This is a genomic window from Halomonas sp. KX33721 (assembly GCF_001596805.1).
In the GTDB taxonomy this organism is placed as follows: Bacteria; Pseudomonadota; Gammaproteobacteria; order Pseudomonadales; family Halomonadaceae; genus Vreelandella; species Vreelandella aquamarina.
Genome location: NZ_LVIA01000022.1, coordinates 55,020 through 77,445 on the forward strand (window position 1 = coordinate 55,020; position 22,426 = coordinate 77,445).

The following is a 22,426-nucleotide window of genomic DNA, read 5'->3' on the forward strand; positions in this document are numbered from 1 at the left end:
CGCACTTTCGCCGCCAATCGCAGACGTTGCCGTTGCCTGACCGCGTTTACAGGAGACCCCTATGTTGACACTCGGCCCCGATGACATCTTGCTCGACCGCCACGCGGACAACTGGCAAGCTGCGCTCGACAGCGCCGCCAACGCTCTGGCAGAGGCTGGCTTGGTTGCGGCCGAGTATCGCGATGGCCTCCACGCCCGCGAAGCGCAGTCCTCAACGTACCTAGGCAACGCCATTGCCATTCCCCACGGCACTCCAGAAAGCCGCCATCACGTCAAACGTACCGGCGTACGGGTGCTGCAGTTCCCTAAAGGGGTGCAGTGGCACGACGGCCACACCGTACATGTGCTGGTCACCATTGCGGCACAAAACGACGAGCACCTAGATATTCTGCGCCAGCTACCCACGTTCTCGACCGCGACGGCGTAGCAACCGAATTAGCCCGCGCCAGCTCCGCCGCCGATGTTGCGCGCCTGCTCTCGAAGCCGTCATTAGCACCGCGCCTGGATGCCGATACGCTGTGTGTTAACTTCCCCGCCCGCGACCCGCAGGAACTGGCCCTGGCGGCGGCAGCGCGGCTGCGTCAAAGCGGCTGCGTGGATAACGGCTTTATTAGTGCCGTGGCGAGCGCCCAGCCCCAGTGGTTGGGTAAAGGCTTATGGCTTTCAAGCCACGCCCAAGGGGTCAACCAGCCCGCACTAGGCGTGGCAACGCCCGCCGATAGCACCATCGAGCATGGCGGTCATCCGGTTCATGCGCTGTTCTGCTTGGCCGCCAGCGGCGATGCCCACCGGCCGCTGCTCGAACAGTTGATGGCGGTACTAGAGAACGGCGAAAGCGACAGCTTTGTGGGCAAAAATAGCGCCCAACTGCTGGCAGCGCTGGCCGGTGAAACCGCCAGCACCCAAACCCGCCGCGTGCGCGTTCTGAACCCCCACGGCCTGCACGCCCGCCCGGCCAAACAGCTGGTACAGATCGCTCGTGCCCAGCCCATGCCCATCAACGTACGCCTGGAAGAGGGCAGCGCCACTACCGTCTCCGCCGCCAGCTTGACCAAAGTGATTGGCCTGGGTGCACGCCGTGGCCAATGGCTGATTTTCTCCGCCGAGGGCGAACAGGCAAATGCCGCGTTAGACGCCATTGCCGCCGCCGTCGAGAGTGGCTTGGGTGAGAAAGTCACGCCCTTCGATGGCGGTCGCGACGCGGCCCCAGCCGCTAGCACCAGTAAGCCCGCCGTCGAACCACTCGCTGCCGATACGCCCCATTCTGGCGTTGCCGCTTCGCCGGGTTTGGCGATTGCCCCGGTGTTCGTCATTCGCCCGATGCAGTTCGACTATCCTGAGCACGCCAATCAGCCCGACGACGAGATCGCCCGCCTGGAGGCAGCGCTAAAAGAAGGGGCTGCCCAGCTTCAGGCGCTGGTACACAAAGCCCCCGGCGGCGAAGTGGCCGACATTCTCTCCATGCACGAAGAGATGCTCGACGACCCCGAACTGCACCAGGCGGCGATTGACGCCATTCGCGAAGGCCGCTCAGCGGAAGCGGGCTGGTGGGAAGCTATCGACACCGCCGCCCACGCCCAAGAGATGCTGGCCGACCGGCTGCTGGCCGAACGCGCCGCCGACCTGCGCGATGTCGGCCGCCGCGTGCTCGGCGTGCTTTGCGACGTCAGCCTGCCCGAGCCGCCCGACCACCCCTATATCTTGGTGATGGACGATATCGGCCCCTCCGATGTGGCCCGCTTGGATACCTCCCGCGTGCGTGGCCTGCTGACCGTGCGCGGCGGCGCCACCGCCCACAGCGCGATTTTGGCCCGTGCGCTGGGCATTCCTGCCGTCGTAGGCGCCGGTGAAGCGGTCATGGCGCTACACAACGGCAGCATGATGATTCTGGATGGCGAGCGCGGCCGTGTAACTTCGCAGCCGTCTGAAGAGCGCCTGCGCCGCGCCGAGCAGCAGTTGCTCGACCAGCAGCAGCGTGAAGCGGACGCCTGGGAGCTGCGCTTCGAGCAGGCGCAAACCCGCGACGGCCACCGGGTTGAGGTTGCCGCCAACCTGGGCAACACCGCCCACGCCGCCGATGCGGTAGAGCGCGGCGCGGAAGGGGTCGGCCTGCTGCGCACCGAGTTCCTGTTTATGGCCTACTCCAGCGCGCCGGATCTCGCCACGCAAATCGCCGAATACCGTGAAGCCACCGATGCGCTTAATGGCCGCCCGCTCGTCGCCCGCACCCTGGACGTCGGCGGCGACAAGCCGCTGCCCTACTGGCCGGTGCCCCAGGAAGACAACCCCTTCCTCGGCCTGCGCGGTATTCGCTTAGCGCTGACCCAACCAGAAGTGTTGGAAACCCAGATTCGCGCGCTGCTGATGGCCGCCGTCGGTAAACCGCTACGCATTATGCTGCCGATGGTCAAAGACGTGGCCGAGTTCCGCGCGGCGAAGGCGATTTACGACCGCCTGCTCAACGAGATCTCCCCGCAGCAGCGCGCTACCGATGTACAGCTTGGCGTGATGATCGAAGTCCCTTCCAGCGCTCTGCTAGCACCGACGCTGGCCGCCGAGGTCGACTTCTTCTCAGTCGGTACCAACGACTTAACCCAGTACACCCTCGCGATTGATCGCGGCCACCCAGAGCTATCCGCCCAAGCCGATGGCCTGCACCCAGCGGTACTGCGGTTGATTCAAATGACTGTTGAGGCCGCCCACGCTCACGGCAAATGGGTCGGTGTTTGCGGCGAGCTGGCTTCTGATGCCATGGCCGTACCGGTTCTGGTGGGCTTAGGTGTCGATGAACTCTCCGTCAGCGCACGCCAAATCCCGCTGGTCAAAGCCCGCCTGCGCGAGTTTGATCTTGCCCAAGCCCAGGCCAGCGCCCAGTTAGCGCTGAGCAAAGCCACTAGCGATGAAGTCCGCGACGCCCTGGAGGCCAGCTGATGGCAAGAGTTGTCTGTATTACGCTCAACCCAGCGCTGGATCTCGCCTTCAACCTGGATGCGCTGACGCTGGGGCATGTCAACCGCCCCACCGGCGCGCAGCTGGAAGCCGCAGGTAAAGGTGTGAACGTCGCGCGGGTGTTGGCAAGTTTAGGTCACGAGGTGATCGTCAGCGGCTTCTTGGGCGAAGAGAACGACGCCCCGTTCAGCCTCGCCTTCCCCCGTTACGGCGTTGAAGATGCCTTTGTGCGGGTGCCGGGCAACACGCGCATCAATGCCAAACTGGCCGAGAAGAGCGGTCGGGTGACCGATATCAACAGCCCCGGCATGCCCATTGAAGCCGCCCATCTGGAGGCTTTACGCACCACGTTAAGCGGCCTGTTTGAAGGTAGCGCGCCGCCTGAGGCTGTGGTGATCGCAGGCAGCCTGCCTCCCGGCATCGACCAACCCGCGTTTGGCGAGCTGCTTGCCTTCCTGAAAGGTTTCGGGGTGCCGCTGTGGGTGGATACCAGCGGCCCGGCACTGCTCACGGCGATTGCCGCGCAGCCTGCCGCCGTAAAACCCAACGAAACCGAGCTGGCCGACTGGGCAGGAAGCGCGCTCGATACCGAACAGCAGCGCCAAGCCGCCGCCGAGCGGCTGCACGCCAGCGGCATCGAACACGCGCTGATTTCAGCGGGTGCTGAAGGCGTTTTATGGGTGAGCCAGCACGGCATTTGGCAATCCACGCCACCGACCGTCACTGCCACCAATACCGTTTGCGCGGGCGACACCTTTGTGGCGGGCATGCTGCATGGACTGCTGAGCCAGCATACACCCGTCGATACGCTTCGTTTCGCCACGGCGCTTTCTGCCGAAGCGGTACGCCATGTTGGCGTAGGCACTTCCCACGCCGATGATTTTGACTCACTCCAACAACAGACCCGGGTACGGCGTCTTGACGACACCCACACCGAGGGAGCCACGCGATGAACCTAATCCTGATTACCGCCTGCCCCAGCGGCATGGCGACCACGTTCCTGGCCGCCAAGCGCCTAGAGCAAGCCGCCATGCGGCTGGGCTGGAACGTTCATGTAGAGATGCACGGTGAGATTGCGCCACTGCAAGCCGCCAGCGCCGAGCAGATTGCTAACGCCGATTTGATCGTCGTGGCCGCCGACCACGTACCCGCTCCGGAACGTTTTGAAGGCAAGCGGCTATTCCAGGCCCCCATTGCCAGCGCCCTGCCCGACCCCAGCGCCTTCTTAAGCCAAGCTAAGCGGGAAGCGCCGATCTACAGTGCCCCAGCAGCCACTGCTGCGGCCCCGACTAACAGTGCGGGCGGCAAAAAAATCGTTGCCGTCACCGCCTGCCCCACCGGTGTTGCCCACACCTTTATGGCCGCCGAAGCGCTGGCCGAAGCGGGTAAGGCCATGGGCCACCAGATTCGCGTGGAAACCCAAGGCTCGGTGGGCGCGCAAAACAAACTCACGGAAGCGGAAATCGCCGACGCGGACGTGGTCGTATTGGCCTGCGACATCGAAGTGGACCCGTCACGCTTTGCAGGTAAACGGGTTTATCGCACCTCTACCGGCAACGCGCTGAAAAAGCCGCGCCCGACCCTGGAGGCTGCCTTCACCGATGCCGCTGTTGAAGATGGCACCAGCGCCGCCAGCAGCAGCGCCACCGCCAAAAAAGGCATGAAAGAGAAAGGCGTCTATAAACACCTGCTAACCGGTGTGTCCTTTATGCTGCCCATGGTGGTGGCGGGTGGCTTGTTAATAGCCCTCTCGTTCGTGTTCGGTATCGAAGCGTTCCAGGAAGAAGGCACCCTGGCCGCCGCGCTGATGCAGATTGGTGGCGGCACGGCCTTCGCGTTGATGATTCCCGTTCTGGCAGGTTACATCGCCTACTCCATCGCCGACCGCCCCGGTATTGCCCCCGGCATGATTGGCGGTATGCTCGCCGCCGAGATTGGCTCTGGGTTTATCGGCGGTATTTTGGCCGGTTTCCTGGCGGGCTACGTGGCCCTCGCCGTCACGCGCTACGTGAAACTGCCCTCCAGCGTTGAGTCGCTCAAACCGATTCTGATCATCCCGCTGATTGCCAGCTTGGTCACCGGCCTGACGATGATCTACGTGATTGGCGAGCCGGTGGCTGCCGTGCTGAGCGCGCTCACCAGCTTTTTGGAGTCCATGGGCTCGACCAATGCCGTACTGCTGGGCATTCTGCTCGGGGCCATGATGTGCTTCGACCTGGGTGGACCGGTCAACAAAGCGGCCTACACCTTTGGCGTCGGCCTGCTGGCCTCTGAAACCTACGGCCCAATGGCCGCGATCATGGCCGCCGGCATGGTGCCCGCGATTGGTATGGGCATTGCCAGCTTCGTGGCGCGTAACAAGTTCTCTGCCCCCGAGCGGGAAGCGGGCAAAGCCTCGTTCGTGCTGGGCCTGTGCTTTATCAGTGAAGGCGCGATTCCCTTCGCGGCGAAAGACCCGCTGCGCGTGATTCCCGCCTGTATCGCCGGTGGCGCGGTCACGGGTGCGCTTTCTATGCTGGTGGGTGCCAAGCTGATGGCCCCCCATGGCGGTATCTTCGTGCTGCTGATTCCTAACGCCATTACTCCCGCTCTGCTTTACCTGGGCGCGATTGTGGTGGGCTCATTGATCACCGGTCTGGGCTACGCGTTTATCAAACGTGGCGCTGCCCAAGTAGCCGTTGCCAGCTAAAAGCGGCACACTAAGGGCGAGGCAATCTCGCCCTTTTGTTTTTTAGTCAGACATTCAAAACGACCACCACCCCGCTGTTTTATTAACCATTTTTCGCTAGCTGTTGTTCTCACGCGCGCAATATGTAGTATTTTTACATAAATAACAGCGACGCCAGGGGGTCGGACACGCCCCGTTAGCGATAACGATGTAAAACAGATGTAAAAACAACAGGACCGCCCGTTATGTTTCAACTCACTCGCAGCGTTACTTGGCAGGCCCTAGAGCGCCTGCGCGATAAAACCGCCAATGACCGCATTCGTGACTACTTTACGAATGACCCGCAGCGCTTTGAAAAAATGAGCCTGCGCGTCGGCGGCCTCTTTCTAGATTACTCCAAACATCAGGTGTCGGATGAAGTGCTGGCCAAACTGATTGAGCTAGCCGACCACTCCGCCCTAGTGCAGCGCCGCGCCCAGATGTTCTCTGGCGACATTATCAACGTGACCGAGAACCGTCCGGTACTCCACACCGCGCTACGCCATCTTGGCGATGAGCCGGTGTATGTGGACGGCGAAGATGTGATGCCAGAAATCACCCGCACCCGTGAGCAGATCAAGCTGTTCTCGGAAGCGGTGCGTAGTGGCGAGTGGAAAGGCTATAACGGCCAGCGTATTAAAGACGTGGTCAATATCGGCATTGGCGGCTCGGACCTCGGCCCCAACATGGCGGTGCGTGCGCTGTTGAAGTATCGCCACCCGGAGCTGCACTTCCACTTTGTTTCTAACGTGGACGGCACCCATATTCAGAAAGTGCTCTCACGACTCGACCCGGCCACCACGCTGTTTATCGTCTCTACGAAAACCTTCTCCACCCAGGAAACCCTGCTCAACGCCAAGACTGCGCGGCGCTGGTTCCTGGAGAACGCTGGCGAAGACGCCGACGTGGGCGCGCACTTTATTGCCGCTTCCACCAACCGCAAAGCGGCGATGGAGTTCGGTATTCGCGAAGAGAACGTGTTTGAGTTTTGGGCCTGGGTGGGCGGCCGCTACTCCATGTGGTCGTCCATCGGCTTACCGATTGCGCTCTCGATTGGCTTTGAAGGCTTTATCGAGCTGCTGGAAGGCGCCCATGAGATGGACCGGCACTTTATCGAAGCACCTTTCGCTCAAAACATGCCGGTCCTGATGGCGCTGATCGGCATCTGGTACATCAACTTTATCGGCGCGGAAACCCAGGCCATCGTGCCCTACGACCAAGCGCTGAACCAGTTGCCCTCCTTCCTGCAGCAGTTGGATATGGAGTCTAACGGCAAGTCGGTGGATATTTTCGGCCACCCGGTGAACTACAAAACCGGCCCGATTGTGTGGGGCCAAACCGGCTCCAACGGCCAGCACGCCTTCTTCCAGCTGCTGCACCAGGGCACTCGCTACGTGCCCATCGATTTTATCGCCTCGCTCAAGCCGGAACCGGGCGTGGAAGACCACCACTTCGCCCTGCTGACCAACATGCTGGCCCAAGCCAACGCCTTTATGGAAGGCAGCCAAGGCGACAGCAAAGAGCTTAGCCAGCTCGACCCCTACAGTTGCCCCGGCAACCGCCCCTCCAGCACCCTGCTGCTCGACGAGCTAACGCCGAAAAACCTGGGCGCGCTGATTGCGCTCTACGAGCACAAAGTGTTCGTGCAGGGCGTGATTTGGAACATCAACTCGTTCGACCAGTGGGGCGTACAGCTAGGGAAGCGCATCGCCGGTGAAATCAGCGAGCGCATCGACGCCAACGCCGCCGACTTCGACGCTTCCACCCAGGGGCTTCTGGAGTTAGTACGAGCGCACTTTCCCAGCAGCGCACGCAAAGCCGATAGCGCCGAGCCAGCAAGCAGCGATAAAAAACCGGTGCGGAAGAAGCGATAAAGCAACTATGGCTCACCAGTGCCCCTACTGCTGTGGGGGCACTTTTTTGAGCCTTGGCTTACCTAGCTTCATTTCAAAACTCGGCGGATGAGTAGCAAACATCTGCCTGCTCTTTCCTATAGGGATAAAGGCCTCTCTTTTCGATCATCCTACGCATTATTTTCCCTATAGGGAAAGATCAGCTAGTATATCTGTTTTCATCCAGAAATTTTCCTTATCGGGAAAATGGAGCATGTATGCGTACCCTGCCAGCAACGACGGAAACGCCCCTTCACTCAATTGAATCCGCCAAGAGTCTCGGCCTGTTAATTCGACAAGCCCGCAAACGCCAACATCTGACACTAGAGACGGTGGCAGGACTATGCGGCGTCAGCATTCGTTTTTTAAGTGAACTCGAAAATGGCCGTGATACATGTGGCATAGGAAGAGTATTACGCGTGTTAGAAACACTTGGCATAGAGCTTCTCGCCCAGCCCATGGATAGTGATCTATGACCCCAGACCAGCTTATCGTTTGGCAAAACCATCAGCGAGTAGGTACCCTCTGGCGTGGTTTAGATGGCCGTCTCATGGGCTTTGAATATGACGAAGAGTGGCAAGCTAGCGGACAAGCAATTTCCAATAGCCTTCCTTTAAACCAACGAACATGGCCGCCCGAAACGCTGACCGCCCACCACTGGTTTGGCAACTTGCTGCCAGAAGAGCAGGCGCGCGCTGCTCTTATTCGCCAACTGGGCATTCCTGATGACGACTTCTCACTGCTTGCCGCTATTGGTGGGGATTGCGCCGGAGCACTATCGATTCTGCCGCCTCATCAAACACCAGAACCTTCTAATCGCCATGATTGCGATACGCCCCTTTCACAAGAAAGGCTTAATGAGTGGGCTGCTTTTAAGCAACGCTATGCGCTATTTGCAGAGTCACAACAAGCACCCAAGCCACGTCTTTCACTGGCGGGCGCACAGGACAAAATACCCGTCATCTGGCGTGATGAAACTTTTTATTTGCCTCAAGGCACTGCTCCTTCCTCACATATCGTTAAGTTTGCGGTAGATGGGCGCGACCACGTTATTTTTAACGAACTCTACCTCAATACGCTGGCAGCGCTTGTCGATATTGATTGCCCCTCCACCTCAGTACGTTATGCAGGGCGGTATCCCCTACTGGTTGTAGAGCGTTACGATAGAGCATGGGTAAACGGCTCACTACAGCGCATCCACCAGGAAGATTTATGCCAAGCAATGGGCATGTCACGTACGCAAAAGTATCAAGAGTACGGTGGACCGACACTGGCCGACTGTTTTCACCTTTTACGTGATGTATGTAAGCCTCCTGCACAATCATTACAACAGCTGCTCCGCTGGCAAATTTTTAACGTGCTGGTGGGTAATAGCGATGGCCACGCAAAAAATGTATCACTGCTACAAGATGCAAAAGGCAAATGGCGTATTGCTCCCGCTTACGATTTGATAGGTACCGTTGTTTTAGGGTATGACTCGAGGCTGGCATTCTCTATTGGCTACCAAAACAACGCCATGCAGCTTTTATCTCGTGACTGGAAACTGCTAGCTGAGCAGAGCCAGCTTAGCTATCCGTTTATCAAGCGAGAGATTAAACGTCTACGAGAGTTACTGCTTCGATTTGCCGACTCAAAAGAGATGCAGCAAGCACTGAAAGATGCAGGATTACCCGATAACGCTTGGTTACGCTTGCAACAACAGCGCCACCACATTGTAAAGCAGTGCAAGAAAGCGGCGCTTTGGTAACGTCACCCTTTTGCAAGACACTCGATAATCGAGATGAGCAACCCAATGAATCACCTTCACCAAACCATTCAGCGCTGCCCTCGGGTGGCGGTGTACGGCACGTTAAAGCACGGGCATCGCAATCATCATTGGTTAAACGGCGCAGATATGCTGGGTCAAGACCGTTTAACGGGGATCACACTTTACGACCTTGGCCCCTACCCAGGCGCTAAGCTCACGCCATCCACAGGCGTTGCGGTGGAGGTGTATGCCATTAACGCTGAACAGCTAGCGCGGCTCGACCAGTTAGAGGGCTACTTTCACCACGCGCCAAGCCAAGGCCTCTATAACCGCACGACTCTCCCTACCCAATACGGTGACGCTTGGTGCTACATCTACAACCCAGCCGTTGAGCAAGGGTCGCTGATGGACAGTGGCGAGTGGTAGTCATCACTACGTTATGGTGTCGGCAACACCTAAAGCTAACGCTAGCCCCCGAGCCGCTGCGCGAACTGCTGAAAGCCGTTCTACCCGAACGCGACCACCGCCGTTTAGCCACCATTCCCGCCAACCACCTAGCCCAGCGCCGCCTAACCCCCGGCAACATGCGTACAGCGCTAGACCAACTGGACTTACGAGGGCTGCCCATCCGCTTGAATACGCTACTGGATGCGCTAACGCTGGAAGAGCGCGAACAGCAAGGGCAGCGCCAGCCAATGGGGTTTGTGTAGGGTAATGAACGCCAAGAAAAGCCGCCTACTGCTGGCTGATACGCAGTATAGGGCACTTGGTCATCAGGCGATTCCATTGATCAACGTTGAACGCCTGCACATCAAAGGATTTGCGCCAACCGCTATAACGCGGCCCAGACACCCATTCTGTTCGCCAGAGCCTGTCTCGTAAACCTGCTAACTGAGCAGGCTCTAAGTCACTCAAACCTATTAAGGTAATATAGCGCAGCGGCTTATTGACGACGCCATACTCCAACCCCAAAAAGATAAGGCTGTCACGCAGTTTCGGGAATAAATGCCGCTCGATAAGCGATTGGCTGACGATATCCGCAAGAAAGCGTTGCCTCTGCTTTTCTCGATGCTGTTCAGGAATAGCACCGCTCTCTGGGTCTTTAATTTCCAGCAGCCATAATTGCGTGTCCCACTCCACAACAAAATCAACGCCACCCTTTAATAGGTGCGTTAAACCAGCGGCTGCCACTTGGTCGTCTAGCTTAATCACTTGACGAGCTTGAGAAAAATCAAAGTATAAATCAGACTCGCACCACTCCGGCTTTGCCTCCCAGGGTTTCACGAAAAGTCCCCCAGCGAGTGACGAACTTCCAAATCATAAAGGCGCTGAAACTCGTCCGCAATTTTATTAGGCCGAATGTCCCGGTAGCGGCTGAAACTATGTGCAATAACGCCATCCTCCTGCGTTAGCTCAAGGGAGAAGTAGCGTGTAGGCGTCTCCTGACGCGCAAAATCCAATTCCCGCAGAAAGGCATAATCGTGGGTTGCTACAAATACTTGCACACCACGCTCTGCAAGCATAAGCAGAATTTTAGCCACTTCTGGCATGAGCGCAGGGTTAAGGTTCGCTTCTGGCTCATCCCAAAATAGTGTGTTGTTGGCAAATAGCGAGCCATTATGGATCAACTGCCAAATCAGAGCCAATTTGCGGTGCCCTTCTGCCACCAGCGACATTTCCAACTTCTTACTTCCTGCGCTAAGGTGAAATTCATCTCCCTCTAATGTCACCTTTCCACCTACCGTCTTGCGGATGAGCTCTAATAGTGGCTTTTCATCATTGAGTGGCATTCCCTTGCGGGCAGGCAAGTAAGCTTGTTTGATAATATCGTAATAGACTTCCTCGAACGCGAGCTCATATTTATCATAGAGCGAGATAAAGCCGGGAGCGAAAGAGAGCACCTCTTTAACGGGAATGAATACGGGGGAACGCTCGACAGCCCACTCACCCTGGAGTTCAAACGTGTTATGCCGAGTGGTATCAAAGGTAAGCGATAACGACTGGGCCGCACTGTTGGACAAGCTAATGCGCGCCGTATTGCTGCCTTTTTTGCGGTTAACCAAGCGTGATACTTTATCGCCGCTAGGGCGAAAAACCGCCGCCAGCTTCTTTTTCAGTTCAGCCGCATCGTGACCCTGCATCTGCAAGGCATACATTAATTTCATGATATGCGTTTTACCGGTGCCATTGGCACCGATAAGCACGTTCACGCCCGGCGACCACTCGAAAGAGGTTTCCTTAAAGGCGGTAAAATTCTCCAACGCCAGGGTTTGGAACATACGCTTTCCTTCAGTGGTTTACTGAGAGATCAGTGCACTTAAACTGCTGACTTCCTTGAAAGTAACATCATCAGTCAGCGAGAAGTGCTTATGCCCACATTCAATCTTTAAGCTTTCATTACGGCGCAGGTCTGTCTTGACAGTGCTGGACTTGGTTTCAGCAACGAAGTAAACCCGCTCTTCATTTTCAAACACTACTGCCCAATCAGGGTTGTAGGTGCCCAGCGGGGTGGCAATTTTGAACTTGCCCGGCAGCTTGAAGAAGAACCTGACGCGAGGGTCGAGCGAACACTCATGGGCAAAGGTGTTTTCTACCTCGCTGTCGCTCATTACACAGCTGAAAGCGTCGCCCTTAGGGTCTTGAGTATCACTCTCTAGCGGTTGGGCTTCCAGCAGAGTTTTGTTCAAGGGGGTGGTTACATCATCGCGGGTTTGCGGGTAGACGCTGCTCAGGTAGGTTTCTACAGGCTCATCAAACAGTGTCATCTCGTAGCGTTTGCCGTTGATTTCATGGTACTCAATGCCTTTCACCAGCAGCGCTTGAAGCTCAGTTTTAATCGCAGCAACCACGGTATCCAGAAACGCCTGGGGGTTGATCAGCAGCTCATCCAGGCGATTGGACTGGTCAAGAATCGCAAACAAGGTGGCGCGCGTCAGATGCACACGGTTTTGAATGTAGGCGTAAACATCCGGTACCGGCACGTTTTGGTAACTGGCGTTGCTTTCATCAATACCGGTTTCCACACCCTGAATACCTTCCTCATTCATGTGCAGCTTGGCTTTGCGAGAGCGCACCTTGGGAGCCTGAACTTTAGGATACTGGTTAGTATCCGTTAAAACTTCCACGCATTTTTCAATCAGCTCAGGCGTATCCAGTGTCACGCTGTAGCGGGTCTGGTAATTGATGCGCTGCCAGATCGCCTTGAAAAGCGCTTCGTCACCAGCACTTAACGTCTTGCGCTGTACCCGCGCCTTGGCGCGGGCATTTTTCACCCGGCCTTTGAAGCTGACATCGGTTTCGTCTTCAATTTCCTGCTGCAGAGTGCGGGCAAACACCTCGTAGCTTTCATTGGGAATCACCGTGAGCACATTGATGCTTTTGTCGTGTATCCGTTCCCCCTGTTGGTTCACCGCAAGGCGCAAGCCACGGCCAATTTCCTGGCGCTTTTTCATCTGGCTCTGGGTTTCGTTCAGGGTGCAGATCTGGAACACATTGGGGTTATCCCAGCCTTCCCGCAGGGCCGAATGGCTAAAAATAAACTGCAGCGGCTCTGCCATATCTAACAACCGCTCTTTGTCCTGCATGATCAAGGTATAAGTATCATCATCCTTTTTAGAACCGCGTTCGGTGCTATCCACCCATATTTTTTTGGCGGCGGCCCCTTTGCCTTTTTTATCGCCTGAGAAGTAGCCGTTATGTGCCTCGCTGGCAGAGTAAGGAATCAAATCTTTATAGTGCGCCTTGGCGGCGTACTTTTCGAAAGCCTCTTCAAACCACTGGGCAAACTTGCCGGGTACGGCATTGCCTTCATCATCATAAGCGCGGTAATTGGCGACCTTGTCAATAAAGAACAGGCTGAGCACTTTAATGCCGCTTTCCTTGACTTTTTTCAGCTTGGCAAAGTGCGCGGCCACGGTGCGTTCGATCTGAAAGCGCATCACATCATCACTTAGGCCGCCCCGCTGTTCGTTCAGGCGCAGGACACCGTTTTTATTGAACTCAATTTCGGTATCGCTTAAAAATTCATTAAGAATGAACCCATCCGCATAGACTTCACGGTACTTGGATTTTTTATAGAGGTCATCGCCTACCTTGAGGCTCACGCTTTTTCGCTTAACGCCGGTTTTTTCATTAACGTCTATCACCACCTTGGCGGTTAATGATTTGGCCTTTTGTTCAATGGCAACCAGCTCTATAAACGCCTGATTCTGACTTTGATCCGACTCAACACCATCCACTTCAATCTGCTTGACCAGCCCCAGGTCATAGGCCTGCACCGGGTCTAGTTTATACAGTAGGTTATAGGGGTTTTTATGAGTGGCCGAATAGCGCAAAGTGCATAACGGGTTGAGATTGCGTATGGCTTTACGGCGAATATCCGTTTCAAAGTTCTGCGGCTCATCGACAATCACAATCGGTTTGACCGCTTTAATGTACTCAATCGGCGCGAAGGCTCTTTCGCCTTTCTGGTTGATTTTATTGATGCTTTTTTTCTTGGTGGCGTTGCTATCATCAATATCTTTGGAAAAACTGTCGATATTGATCACCAGCACGCTCAACGCATCGCTTTGAGCAAAATGGCGTAAGTCATTAGGCCGATTACTGTCGTAGAGCATCGGCAGGCAGGGCACGTTGGCGTAGTCCGCGGCGAAGTGGCTGCGGGTGACTTCCAGGTTTTTCATGGTGCCTTCACGAATTGCTACGCTGGGCACTACCACAACAAACTTCTTGAAGCCGTACACCTTATTCAATTCATACATGGTGCGAATAAAGGTGTAGGTTTTGCCGGTACCGGTTTCCATCTCGATGGTTAAGTGTGGGCAAAACTCGTCGCTTACCTGCCCCTCATCGCTCTTGACGGTCCAGCGGTCGGCCTGCAGCGTGGCAACGGTTTCAATGCCGTTGCTGGCCTGCACCTTGTGCACATTTTCCAGCACCTGCTGTTCGGTGAGCACCAACGAATTGCCAATACTACCATCCCCGGCGTAGTTCACGCTGGCAGTGGAACTGACCAGTTCAAACTCCCCGGTGGCCAGCGGCTGGCCGTCAAACACCTGCACGACCGACTGCACCGCACGCTCCTGGTAGGCCTGATGAGTAAACTGCAGCGTCATCTTGTGTGACATATCAAGCTCCTTAAATTACCAGCAGGCTGATATCCTGCGCGGCCAGTTCAAGCTGCAGGTTGCTGAGCTGTTCATCGCCTTGGGTTCCCGTAAAGCAGGAATTAAGCATAATCACTTGGGCAGGGTTGGCGTTAAGAATCTCGTCACGCACGGCATCAACATAGGGCTCAAAGCAGAGCCACAGGTAGCGGTCGTCTTCGCGTAACACCCGGTGCACGGTAACGCCGCAGGCCAGGGTGCGCGGCTTGCTGACGGCGTGAACGCCCAGGGCACCCAAGCCATTTTTCAGCAGTAGCTCGGTGAGCATGGCGGTCTGTTCGTCCGCGTGTTTTTCGGTGTTCTGCAGGGCATCCAGCTGTTGGCGAATGGCGCCGGGGTCGTTCAGCTCGCTGTTCCATACCTTGAAGTTGCTGGGGGGCCAAGGTGAAATGGGCACAGGCCAGCCCTTCCGTTTTTTCCGGGTGTTCGGCTTTTAGCTTGGCGATGACTTTTTCGATACGGGCACGGGTAATATCCGCAATGGTGCGGTAACCGGCCTTATAAGCCTCGCTATTTTCTTCGAGCTTTTCGGGTAGCTGGACGCTAATAGACTGCCGATTGCCGCCGTCTTCTGCGTTGAGTTCCATGACGGCATGAGCGGTCGTTCCGGAACCTGAAAAAAAGTCAAAAACAACTGAATTTAAGTCATCATGTGTGACTGCTTTACATAAAGTACTGACTAAAGAGAAAGGCTTAGGATTGTCAAAAAAAATCGCCGCCCAAAATTTCTTCTAATTCAGATGAAGCATCCTCGTTAGTTCCTACATTATAAGTGCTGGGGGACAAATGATTATGCATTTTTTTTTATTTCACCGCCAGACCTAACATGATTAGGGCGAAAAGGGGACTTGGTAATTGTCAAAACGTCATTGCTTTCAATTATTTCATTTAGCCTTGACTGACTATATCTAAACTCTCCCTTCAACCTAAACTCGTTTACATTTTTATATTCCACAACCTGCACTTTATCTAGCAATTCAGTTAAAATATTCCCCTCACTCATATCGCAAGGATAATAAGTTTCATTTTTTTTAGAAAAGGTAACGGAGCCTGATGGAAACAAAAGCGTGCTTAATGAGTTGCCTGAGTTGTTTAAGGGGTACTTTTTCCCTGCTGTTGTCACATCAACCGAGAATGGAGGAGAAAGTTTAAAATTTTTAGCATAGCAAGCTATATATTCATACATTGATCCGAAGTTACTATGAAGAAAAGAGGGTTTTTTCTTTTTCTGTCTAAGAAAAAATCCAGAAAAATTATCTTCTCCAAAAACTTCATCACAAAGCAGCTTCAAATTTGCCGCTTCGTTATCATCAATACTAATAAAGATCACGCCATCTTCACGCAACAAATTCCGCGCAAGATAAAGGCGTGGGTACATCATCGACAGCCAGGCGCTGTGGTACTGTCCGCCTTCTTTGCTATTTTTCTTCCACAAACTTTGCTTGTTTAAAAAACCAGCCTCGTTCTTCTCTCCGGTCCGTTTCTGGTACTCTTCCAGAGTTTCCGAATAGTCATCCGGGTACACAAAGCTGTCGTTACCGGTGTTGTACGGCGGATCAATATAGATCATCTTAACCTTGCCGTAGTAGCTTTTCTGCAGCACACGCAGCACTTCCAGGTTCTCCCCTTCAATCAGCATGTGCTGGGCGCTTTCTGGGTTGTTGGCATCCGGCCGTAGGGTGTGGCTGGTTTTCTTTTGAATCTCACGCCGTGCGTCTTTTTTACCTGCCCAGCTCAGCTCATAGTGCTCGGCAGGTGCCAGGCGCTCTTCTCCCATCAGCTCTTTGAGGCGCTCCAGGTTTAACTGGTTGTCGCTAATCACTTCAGGAGCGGTTTGGCGTAGCAGGTTTAAAAGCTGCTGCTGTCGCTCTTGCTGGGCATCAGGGCTGTGTCCTAGTTCATTAATCTCAGTCGTATGATGGCTTGTGTCCATTAGATTCTTTCTCCTGATGCGGTGTGGTTCTATCCTGGTATTGCTTAAGTGCCGCTACACCACCTGCCAACGCAGGGTGAAGAGCAGTTCTGTTTCAGTGGTTTCCTTTAACCTAACCTGCAAGGAATCAATCAGTTCGTCGCGTTTGTCGATGATCTCATCTTCGGCATTGAAAATTTCGCGGCGCTGCTGGCGCTGCTGGCGTTCGAGAGCGGCGATTTTTTCCTGATAGGCGTTTTGTTCCTGTAGGGTGATGGCCTTACGGGCATCGCGCTTGTGCTGTTTAAGCTGGGCCTTGGTGTTTTTAAGGGCTTCTTCAGCGGCCAGCAGTTTATCGTCAGCCCACTTTTCCAGCTTGTCGCGCTCTTCCATAAATAGCCGCTGGTTATCTTCCAGCAGCTCGGCCGTCACCGCTTGCAAATGGCACTGGCTATTTTCGACCAAGGCCGCTGGGGGCTGGAGCGAAATAACGCTTGGCACGCCCCGAGCTTCTACCGACATTAGTTTTTCACAGGCTTCTTGGTCCAGCAGTACGCCACTATCGGTCATGCCGCTAAACAGTAGCCGTTCAGTGGTTTCAAAAGCGGTAAAGGCTAAGCGCTGCAGTATCAGCCAGCCAGACTGCCCAACCAGCGCTTCCACCTGCGAGAGCTTGGTTTCATGGCGTTGGTAATCAAAGGTGACACTTGCCACTGGCGTAGCTGCCTGACGAGCCTGCTGCAAAGCCCACTCCCCCAGCGGATGGCTCAAACGGTAGGCATGGGCCAGCATGTCCGCTTGAGCGGCCCCACGAATTAGTTGATAGTGTCCCGGCGGAGCGTGTTGACTCACATCACTGGGCACATCCTGCAGGGCAAAACTATAGGTTTGTGGCTCAAAACGGGCGCACTTGGCCAGCGCATAGCGGCTAACGCCCCAAAACCAGCGGCCTATTTTATCCAGCCGGGCTTCAGCTTCGTCCAGGCGCAGTTTAAGCCGGTCATGAACGTCTTCATCGAAGTTTTCTAGCAACTTTTCCTGGGTTTCCTGCACGCGGTGGGTAATCACTTCTTCTAGCTCGCTTTGCAACTGATTGAAGGCGGCTTCAATTTCCTCTGGCGTGCGGCAGGTATCATAAATGGTCAGAATGCGTTTTTCGAAGTCGATGCCGCTTTCAATGCGTCCCAGCACTTCATCAGAGGCACCAAACACGCCGGAAAACAGATTGAGCTTTTCTGACAGTAGCTCCAGCACGCGTTGATCCGCCTGATTGCGGGTATTAAGGAAGTTGATTACTACCACGTCAAACTGTTGACCATAGCGATGGCAGCGGCCGATACGCTGTTCAACGCGTTGGGGGTTCCAGGGCAGGTCATAATTAATCAACAGTGCACAAAACTGCAGGTTTACCCCTTCGGCGGCGGCTTCGGTAGCAATCATGATATCCGCGCCGTTTTTGTCTCGGAAATGGTCAATCAAGGCAGTGCGCTTATCAATCTGTGCCGAACCAGTCACTCGGTCGGTGCCTCTGTGCTCTTCCAACCATTGGCGGTAGATCACTTGGCTTTCCGGGTGGTTATTGGTACCGCTAAACAACACCAGCTTGCCCGCGTAGCCGTTAGCTGAGAGAAACTGGTGGAGGTACTCCTGGGTGCGGCGCGATTCGGTAAAGATAATCGCTTTGCGCGGCGCACGATAGGCCTGCATGTTCTCAAAGCCAAGGGTTAAAGCAGAAAGCAAGGCGCTGGCTTTAGTGTGGTCATTCAGATTACTTGCTTGCTCAATAATGCCCCCTAGTTCAGCCATTTCTTCTTCTAGGGCACGCGTTAAATTGGTGGGGTTATTAGCATCTGCTGCTATTGCTGCCGACGCGCTCTCTTGAGTTTGTTCTTCTAATGCTTCAAGCGTATCGCTTTCCAAGTCTTCTTCATCCGCCAGGGTGTACCACCAGCTGGAGCCATTAGACACTGAGACTAAATTTTCATGCATCTCCTTAAGCTGCTGTTCCAGACGTTGATAAATACTGCTAAGGGTACCCATAATGGCTGGAGTACTAGAGGCAAGTAATTTACGCAGAATCAGACCTGTCAGATGGCGCTGACTTTTCGGCAAAGCAAAAGAGTGCTCACGCTGCAAAAAGGCTGAGACAGCATCGTAAACTGCTTGCTCGTCATCAGTTGGCTCAAAGGGTTGAGTAAGGGCTTTGCGCTGAGTGTATTGCACATATTCCAACACATCTTTACGCAATGTGCGGTGGGTAAAGTGTTTTATCCTTTCGCGCAATTCCGGCAGGTTAGCATCATTATTCACAAACTGCTTACGGAAGGCTTTATCGTCGCCAAATAGATGCTCATCAATCAGAGTAGACAACCCATAAAGCTCCATGAGCGAGTTTTGCAGCGGCGTGGCGGTCAACAATAGCTTTTTACGCCCTTCCAGGGCGCGGCGTAATGCTTGTCCAATACGGTTGCTTGGACGATGGGCATTGCGCAGTTTGTGGGCCTCATCCAATACGACTAGATCCCATGGAATACCGCGCAGCTCTTCTTCCAGTCGAGTCGCAAAATGATACGACATAATCACAATGTTGCTACGCGTTATGTATTCGAGCGTCTGCAACATATTTCCGACTGCCTCTTGGCGCAATACAGCCGCATCCACTACTTTGGTGGGGACTGCGAATTTCTCATACAGCTCTTGTGCCCATTGCTTACGCAAGCTGGCGGGTGCAATTATCAAAATACGGCGACGACGCTCCGCCCATAGCTGGCAAACTACCAAGGCGGCCTCAATGGTTTTACCTAACCCTACTTCATCAGCCAGCAGTACACCTTGTTGTAGCGGGTTACGCATAGCAAACAGCGCCGCTTCAATTTGGTGTGGGTTTAAATCCACACTGGCATCAAACAGCGACTGTGATAGGCGGTCAACGCCGTTATCCGCATGGCGCTTGGTCAGCTCATGAGCATAGTATTTTGCGTGGTAGGCGGTGATATTCATTTAACACTCTGTGCAGTTGTAAACACGACGACTTTCACCCGCACCCGCGACGCTCCTACATACTCCACTTTCGGGTTCGCCGCCCAAGCGCTGGCACCCATATCAACCAGAACAACCACGGGTGCCTCCAACCCCTTAACTGAGGCCACGTTACACATACGCTCGCTATACTGCGGGCTGTGCTCCATGAGCGCTTGTAGCACTTGGCTATTGGCTACCTTGAAGGGGGTAAGTAGCAAGATATCTTCCGGTTGGAAGCCGTCTTGCTCCAGTTCGGCAATTGCTCTCTGTAACAGCGGCCATTGGTCTTGGGGCCTTTTCCACGTGTAAACAGCCACTGCTTTTTGGCTGCTGGGCAGGTACTCCCCTGGCTCTGCGACAGCGTCGTGACGCTCTTTTAGCCAGCAGGCAATTTCATAGGCATTGCGGTAAATACTCGCCTCAGTACGGGAAGGCAATGCTTCTAACTCAGCGTCGCTTAGACGTGGATAAACCGTGACCATTCTACCTCCCTGTCAGATTGCGGTGGCTACTTTGCCACTCTTGGGCTTAATCAAGCTAAGCTAACTTGCCTAGTATTCTACGCAAAGGCGTAGTGTCTGGCATCTGCTTAGGTAATACGCGTCCTCAGATCACCCAATCACGCCATATCTCTACCCCAGCCATCGTGCCGCTTGTTGGCGCCCCTGATGCTTCCACTTGTCAATCTCGATGGTGGTCTTGACTAATCGTGGCATTCCTTATTCACCATTATGCTTTTAGGGTGTATAGCTGCCTTGCCATCTGGTCTATTTTTCTCGCCACGCTAACGTCACTAGCCAGCGCTCCGGCAGCACTTTAGCCCCCATGCGGCACCTGCCAGTTGCCCCGTTACCACTGCAACGGTATTGGCGTCCTCGCCTAGATTTGCGGCCAACACCAGCGCCTCTTCCAGCGAACTCGTTTGCCAACAGCACCATAAACGCCTCTACACAAGGTTGTTCTCATAATTTACTCCTTCTTGCGACACCACGCGTCGCACTAGGATGAGATGCTGTGAGGACTTAACACGGAGGGAGATGAGGCATGGGCGATACAACACACTACGATATCATCGGGGATGTTCACGGGCAGTTCGACACGTTAGTGAAGCTGCTAATGCGCTTAGGGTATCGCGAAGAGAACCAGGGTTGGAGCCAGCCGGGGCACTTGGCGGTGTTTGTCGGCGATCTTATTGATAAGGGGCCGGCCCCAGGTGCGGTGCTTCGCTTGGTACGTCAAATGGTCGATGCGGGGCAGGCACTAATGGTTGTGGGAAACCATGAGCTGAACTGGGTACGCGATACCTACCAGCACCAAGACAACCCTCGCGCCTTTATTCAAGCAACGCGACAACATCACGATCGCCAACGGCTGGTCGATGAATTTGCCACTGGGAAAGACGGCTTAGCGTTGTTGTTGGATCATTTTAAGTGGCTACGAACACAGCCACTCTACCTCGAAGTGGGGAAGTGCCGCGTGGTGCACGCATGGTGGCATGAAACGTCAATTCAGCATCTCAAGGCAGCTGGTATTCACTGCTTATCCCCAAACTCGCGGCGCAGGTAAAACGCCACATCCTTCTCTTGCTGGTACCCGTACTGGCTGCGCTTATCACTGGAAGCTAAAGCATCTTTTTCCTTCAAGATCACCGCATTTGTCTCCTTACTCAAGCTTCAAGCGCGTTCTTTTGGCCCACTCTGATTCACTGGCTATACGCTTGGCCTTCATATCTAACACTTACCAAGCTCCGTCCTGGCTAAGATAGAGTACCCATCACCGTGGCTTATTAAAGTGCCCCATTGGGTATCTACGCGTAGAGCACCTACCACCCCACCATATTTTCCAGCTCAGTAGCACGCTGGGCGGTTTCCCGTAAAAAGTATTCATTACTCACTACTTGCGCCAGCGTGCCGCCCGCCGTGGCGTAGAAGTTGCAGTTGGCGTCTCGGTAGGAGATCCATAGGCGCTGGGCGGCGAGTAGAGCTTCGCGGCGCTCTTCGGAAAGCTCGCTGCGGGCATCGCTATACGCTGTGTTCAACCGTGTATCCTGGGCGGCTATTTCATCGGCAATACAGTTCAGCATGTTCACCGTGACGCCACCGGAGGCATCCATGCATTTGTTATAACGGGCGCTATATTCATCATCGGTGCTGCTTTGTGCAGTAGCCGCTAGCGGTAAAAGCACGCAAAATGCAAACGCTACTATTTGATAAACTTTTTGCATTACCATCTCTTATCAGATTTACGAAGCAGTCCAGCAATGCTGGGCTGGTAGCGCGTGGTTTAATCTAAGTATCGTACTGCTTTTAGCTGAGCTTTGCCTTGACCCCAGGTGAAAAGGGTAATGCCCTCTTCTTCTGCAGACTCCACAACAATCGCATCAGCGCCACAGGCGCAGGCATCCGCACGAGCGTTGTTGATCGCTGCTGAAGCACTTTTATCATGCCCAAGCGTCGTGCCCGTTTTTGATGAAATCATGCAAGCCACTTCATAAGGTTGCTCGATGTCATTTTCACTGACGTACTGATCCAACGCACAATTAGCGGGTTTAGCAACCCCCATTGCGACAGGCTGCACTCCTACCGAGCCGCATCCTGCTAATGCAAGAAAGATGAAACTTGCTGTCACTGTGCGAAAGGTAACTAAGCGGTATGGCATGGATTTGATTCCTATCGTTGATCGAGTAGGAGGGGGAGTCGCCTCCCCCGTCCTCTCACACCACCGGGCAAACGGATCCGTACCACGGCGGTTCCTGTCCCCCATTATCGGGCTGAGCTTCGTTCCGCTGAATTCGCTCGCCTGTGTGCTCTGAGCGCTTCGACAGTCTTTGGGCTTCCGGCCCGCCATACAGTTATCGAGAGCCCTCCGGGGAGGCTTCTGCTCGTACACATCAGAGAGTGGTCAACTATCCACTCGTGACAGGTTCAGCCCTTCAGCTCTTGGTTAGAGAGCCTAATATGGCCTCTGCTGACTCCTGTTCGCCCATCCCGACACCTCACGGTGTCGGTAGCCAGTGGCAGGCGAACAGGCCTC

General features: G+C 54.7%; 17 protein-coding genes and 3 pseudogenes. 9 read left to right on the plus strand and 11 right to left on the minus strand.

The annotated features are described in order from the left end of the window. Positions 1–61 precede the first annotated feature (61 nt). The 8 genes and pseudogenes from ptsP to A3220_RS09485 all read left to right on the plus strand — a co-directional run bounded on the left by ptsP (position 62) and on the right by A3220_RS09485 (position 10,005). Positions 62–2,931: pseudogene (gene ptsP, locus A3220_RS09455) on the plus strand (phosphoenolpyruvate--protein phosphotransferase). Continuing rightward, positions 2,931–3,902, plus strand: coding sequence for a 1-phosphofructokinase (pfkB, locus tag A3220_RS09460; RefSeq protein ID WP_062374564.1), 972 nt, complete (start codon positions 2,931–2,933; stop codon positions 3,900–3,902). Before ptsP ends, pfkB begins: the two are co-directional and overlap by 1 nt. Next, positions 3,899–5,638 (plus strand): PTS fructose-like transporter subunit IIB, encoded by a 1,740-nt coding sequence (locus A3220_RS09465; protein WP_062374566.1) that lies wholly within the window; start codon positions 3,899–3,901, stop codon positions 5,636–5,638. Before pfkB ends, A3220_RS09465 begins: the two co-directional genes overlap by 4 nt. 224 nt (positions 5,639–5,862) lie before the next feature. Continuing rightward, complete coding sequence (gene pgi / locus A3220_RS09470; protein ID WP_062374568.1) at positions 5,863–7,530, plus strand: glucose-6-phosphate isomerase; 1,668 nt, start codon at positions 5,863–5,865, stop codon at positions 7,528–7,530. Between the two features lie 236 nt (positions 7,531–7,766). Further along, positions 7,767–8,024, plus strand: coding sequence for a helix-turn-helix domain-containing protein (locus A3220_RS16880; RefSeq protein WP_074210730.1), 258 nt, complete (start codon positions 7,767–7,769; stop codon positions 8,022–8,024). Then, positions 8,021–9,295 carry a type II toxin-antitoxin system HipA family toxin gene (locus A3220_RS09475; protein ID WP_062360272.1) on the plus strand — a complete coding sequence of 425 codons (1,275 nt, stop codon included), beginning with the start codon at positions 8,021–8,023 and terminating at the stop codon, positions 9,293–9,295. Before A3220_RS16880 ends, A3220_RS09475 begins: the two co-directional genes overlap by 4 nt. Positions 9,296–9,340: 45 nt before the next feature. Then, positions 9,341–9,721, plus strand: coding sequence for a gamma-glutamylcyclotransferase family protein (locus A3220_RS09480; protein ID WP_062360270.1), 381 nt, complete (start codon positions 9,341–9,343; stop codon positions 9,719–9,721). Continuing rightward, on the plus strand, positions 9,715–10,005 hold the full coding sequence (locus A3220_RS09485) for a hypothetical protein (RefSeq protein WP_062374570.1): 291 nt from the start codon (positions 9,715–9,717) through the stop codon (positions 10,003–10,005). Before A3220_RS09480 ends, A3220_RS09485 begins: the two co-directional genes overlap by 7 nt. Before the next feature lie 25 nt (positions 10,006–10,030). Here A3220_RS09485 and A3220_RS09490 read toward each other — a convergent pair whose 3' ends face one another. The 9 genes and pseudogenes from A3220_RS09490 to A3220_RS18305 form a co-directional block, all read right to left on the minus strand. Continuing rightward, positions 10,031–10,579, minus strand: coding sequence for a hypothetical protein (locus tag A3220_RS09490; RefSeq protein ID WP_054645381.1), 549 nt, complete (start codon positions 10,577–10,579; stop codon positions 10,031–10,033). Further along, a complete protein-coding gene (locus A3220_RS09495; protein ID WP_062374572.1) occupies positions 10,576–11,574 on the minus strand; it encodes an AAA family ATPase in 999 nt (332 codons plus the stop codon). The genes A3220_RS09490 and A3220_RS09495 overlap by 4 nt, the downstream gene beginning before the upstream one ends. An 18-nt stretch (positions 11,575–11,592) precedes the next feature. After that, positions 11,593–14,421 (minus strand): DEAD/DEAH box helicase family protein, encoded by a 2,829-nt coding sequence (locus tag A3220_RS09500; RefSeq protein ID WP_062374574.1) that lies wholly within the window; start codon positions 14,419–14,421, stop codon positions 11,593–11,595. A 10-nt stretch (positions 14,422–14,431) separates the two neighbouring features. Then, positions 14,432–14,857 (minus strand): hypothetical protein, encoded by a 426-nt coding sequence (locus tag A3220_RS17935; protein WP_062374576.1) that lies wholly within the window; start codon positions 14,855–14,857, stop codon positions 14,432–14,434. Positions 14,858–15,041: 184 nt separating this feature from the next. After that, positions 15,042–15,173: pseudogene (locus tag A3220_RS17940) on the minus strand (DNA methyltransferase); the annotation flags it as partial. Between the two features lie 77 nt (positions 15,174–15,250). Then, complete coding sequence (locus A3220_RS09510; RefSeq protein WP_062374577.1) at positions 15,251–16,393, minus strand: site-specific DNA-methyltransferase; 1,143 nt, start codon at positions 16,391–16,393, stop codon at positions 15,251–15,253. 54 nt (positions 16,394–16,447) lie between these two features. Beyond that, positions 16,448–19,372, minus strand: coding sequence for an SNF2-related protein (locus A3220_RS09515; protein WP_062374579.1), 2,925 nt, complete (start codon positions 19,370–19,372; stop codon positions 16,448–16,450). Beyond that, positions 19,369–19,875 carry a hypothetical protein gene (locus A3220_RS09520; RefSeq protein ID WP_062374581.1) on the minus strand — a complete coding sequence of 169 codons (507 nt, stop codon included), beginning with the start codon at positions 19,873–19,875 and terminating at the stop codon, positions 19,369–19,371. The genes A3220_RS09515 and A3220_RS09520 overlap by 4 nt, the downstream gene beginning before the upstream one ends. A gap of 311 nt (positions 19,876–20,186) precedes the next feature. Next, positions 20,187–20,321: pseudogene (locus tag A3220_RS18305) on the minus strand (ADP-ribosylglycohydrolase family protein); the annotation flags it as partial. A gap of 116 nt (positions 20,322–20,437) precedes the next feature. Here A3220_RS18305 and A3220_RS09525 point away from each other — a divergent pair. Beyond that, positions 20,438–20,959, plus strand: a complete 522-nt coding sequence (locus A3220_RS09525) for a metallophosphoesterase (protein ID WP_062374582.1) — start codon at positions 20,438–20,440, stop codon at positions 20,957–20,959. Between the two features lie 256 nt (positions 20,960–21,215). Here the strand turns inward: A3220_RS09525 and A3220_RS09530 are convergent, their stop codons facing one another. Both A3220_RS09530 and A3220_RS09535 read right to left on the minus strand, forming a co-directional pair. Further along, positions 21,216–21,617 (minus strand): lysozyme inhibitor LprI family protein, encoded by a 402-nt coding sequence (locus A3220_RS09530; protein WP_084812763.1) that lies wholly within the window; start codon positions 21,615–21,617, stop codon positions 21,216–21,218. Between the two features lie 59 nt (positions 21,618–21,676). Beyond that, positions 21,677–22,051 (minus strand): hypothetical protein, encoded by a 375-nt coding sequence (locus A3220_RS09535; RefSeq protein WP_128082414.1) that lies wholly within the window; start codon positions 22,049–22,051, stop codon positions 21,677–21,679. Positions 22,052–22,426: the final 375 nt, after the last annotated feature.

What these genes read in the sequence shown, in the direction of transcription:
- pfkB (WP_062374564.1), top strand. Translation starts at nt 2,931, where the DNA reads ATGGCAAGAGTTGTCTGTATTACGCTCAACCCAGCGCTGGATCTCGCC.
- A3220_RS09465 (WP_062374566.1), top strand. Translation starts at nt 3,899, where the DNA reads ATGAACCTAATCCTGATTACCGCCTGCCCCAGCGGCATGGCGACCACG.
- pgi (WP_062374568.1), top strand. Translation starts at nt 5,863, where the DNA reads ATGTTTCAACTCACTCGCAGCGTTACTTGGCAGGCCCTAGAGCGCCTG.
- A3220_RS16880 (WP_074210730.1), top strand. Translation starts at nt 7,767, where the DNA reads ATGCGTACCCTGCCAGCAACGACGGAAACGCCCCTTCACTCAATTGAA.
- A3220_RS09475 (WP_062360272.1), top strand. Translation starts at nt 8,021, where the DNA reads ATGACCCCAGACCAGCTTATCGTTTGGCAAAACCATCAGCGAGTAGGT.
- A3220_RS09480 (WP_062360270.1), top strand. Translation starts at nt 9,341, where the DNA reads ATGAATCACCTTCACCAAACCATTCAGCGCTGCCCTCGGGTGGCGGTG.
- A3220_RS09495 (WP_062374572.1), bottom strand. Translation starts at nt 11,574, where the DNA reads ATGTTCCAAACCCTGGCGTTGGAGAATTTTACCGCCTTTAAGGAAACC.
- A3220_RS09500 (WP_062374574.1), bottom strand. Translation starts at nt 14,421, where the DNA reads ATGTCACACAAGATGACGCTGCAGTTTACTCATCAGGCCTACCAGGAG.
- A3220_RS09510 (WP_062374577.1), bottom strand. Translation starts at nt 16,393, where the DNA reads ATGGACACAAGCCATCATACGACTGAGATTAATGAACTAGGACACAGC.
- A3220_RS09515 (WP_062374579.1), bottom strand. Translation starts at nt 19,372, where the DNA reads ATGAATATCACCGCCTACCACGCAAAATACTATGCTCATGAGCTGACC.
- A3220_RS09520 (WP_062374581.1), bottom strand. Translation starts at nt 19,875, where the DNA reads ATGGTCACGGTTTATCCACGTCTAAGCGACGCTGAGTTAGAAGCATTG.
- A3220_RS09525 (WP_062374582.1), top strand. Translation starts at nt 20,438, where the DNA reads ATGGGCGATACAACACACTACGATATCATCGGGGATGTTCACGGGCAG.
- A3220_RS09530 (WP_084812763.1), bottom strand. Translation starts at nt 21,617, where the DNA reads ATGCAAAAAGTTTATCAAATAGTAGCGTTTGCATTTTGCGTGCTTTTA.
- A3220_RS09535 (WP_128082414.1), bottom strand. Translation starts at nt 22,051, where the DNA reads ATGCCATACCGCTTAGTTACCTTTCGCACAGTGACAGCAAGTTTCATC.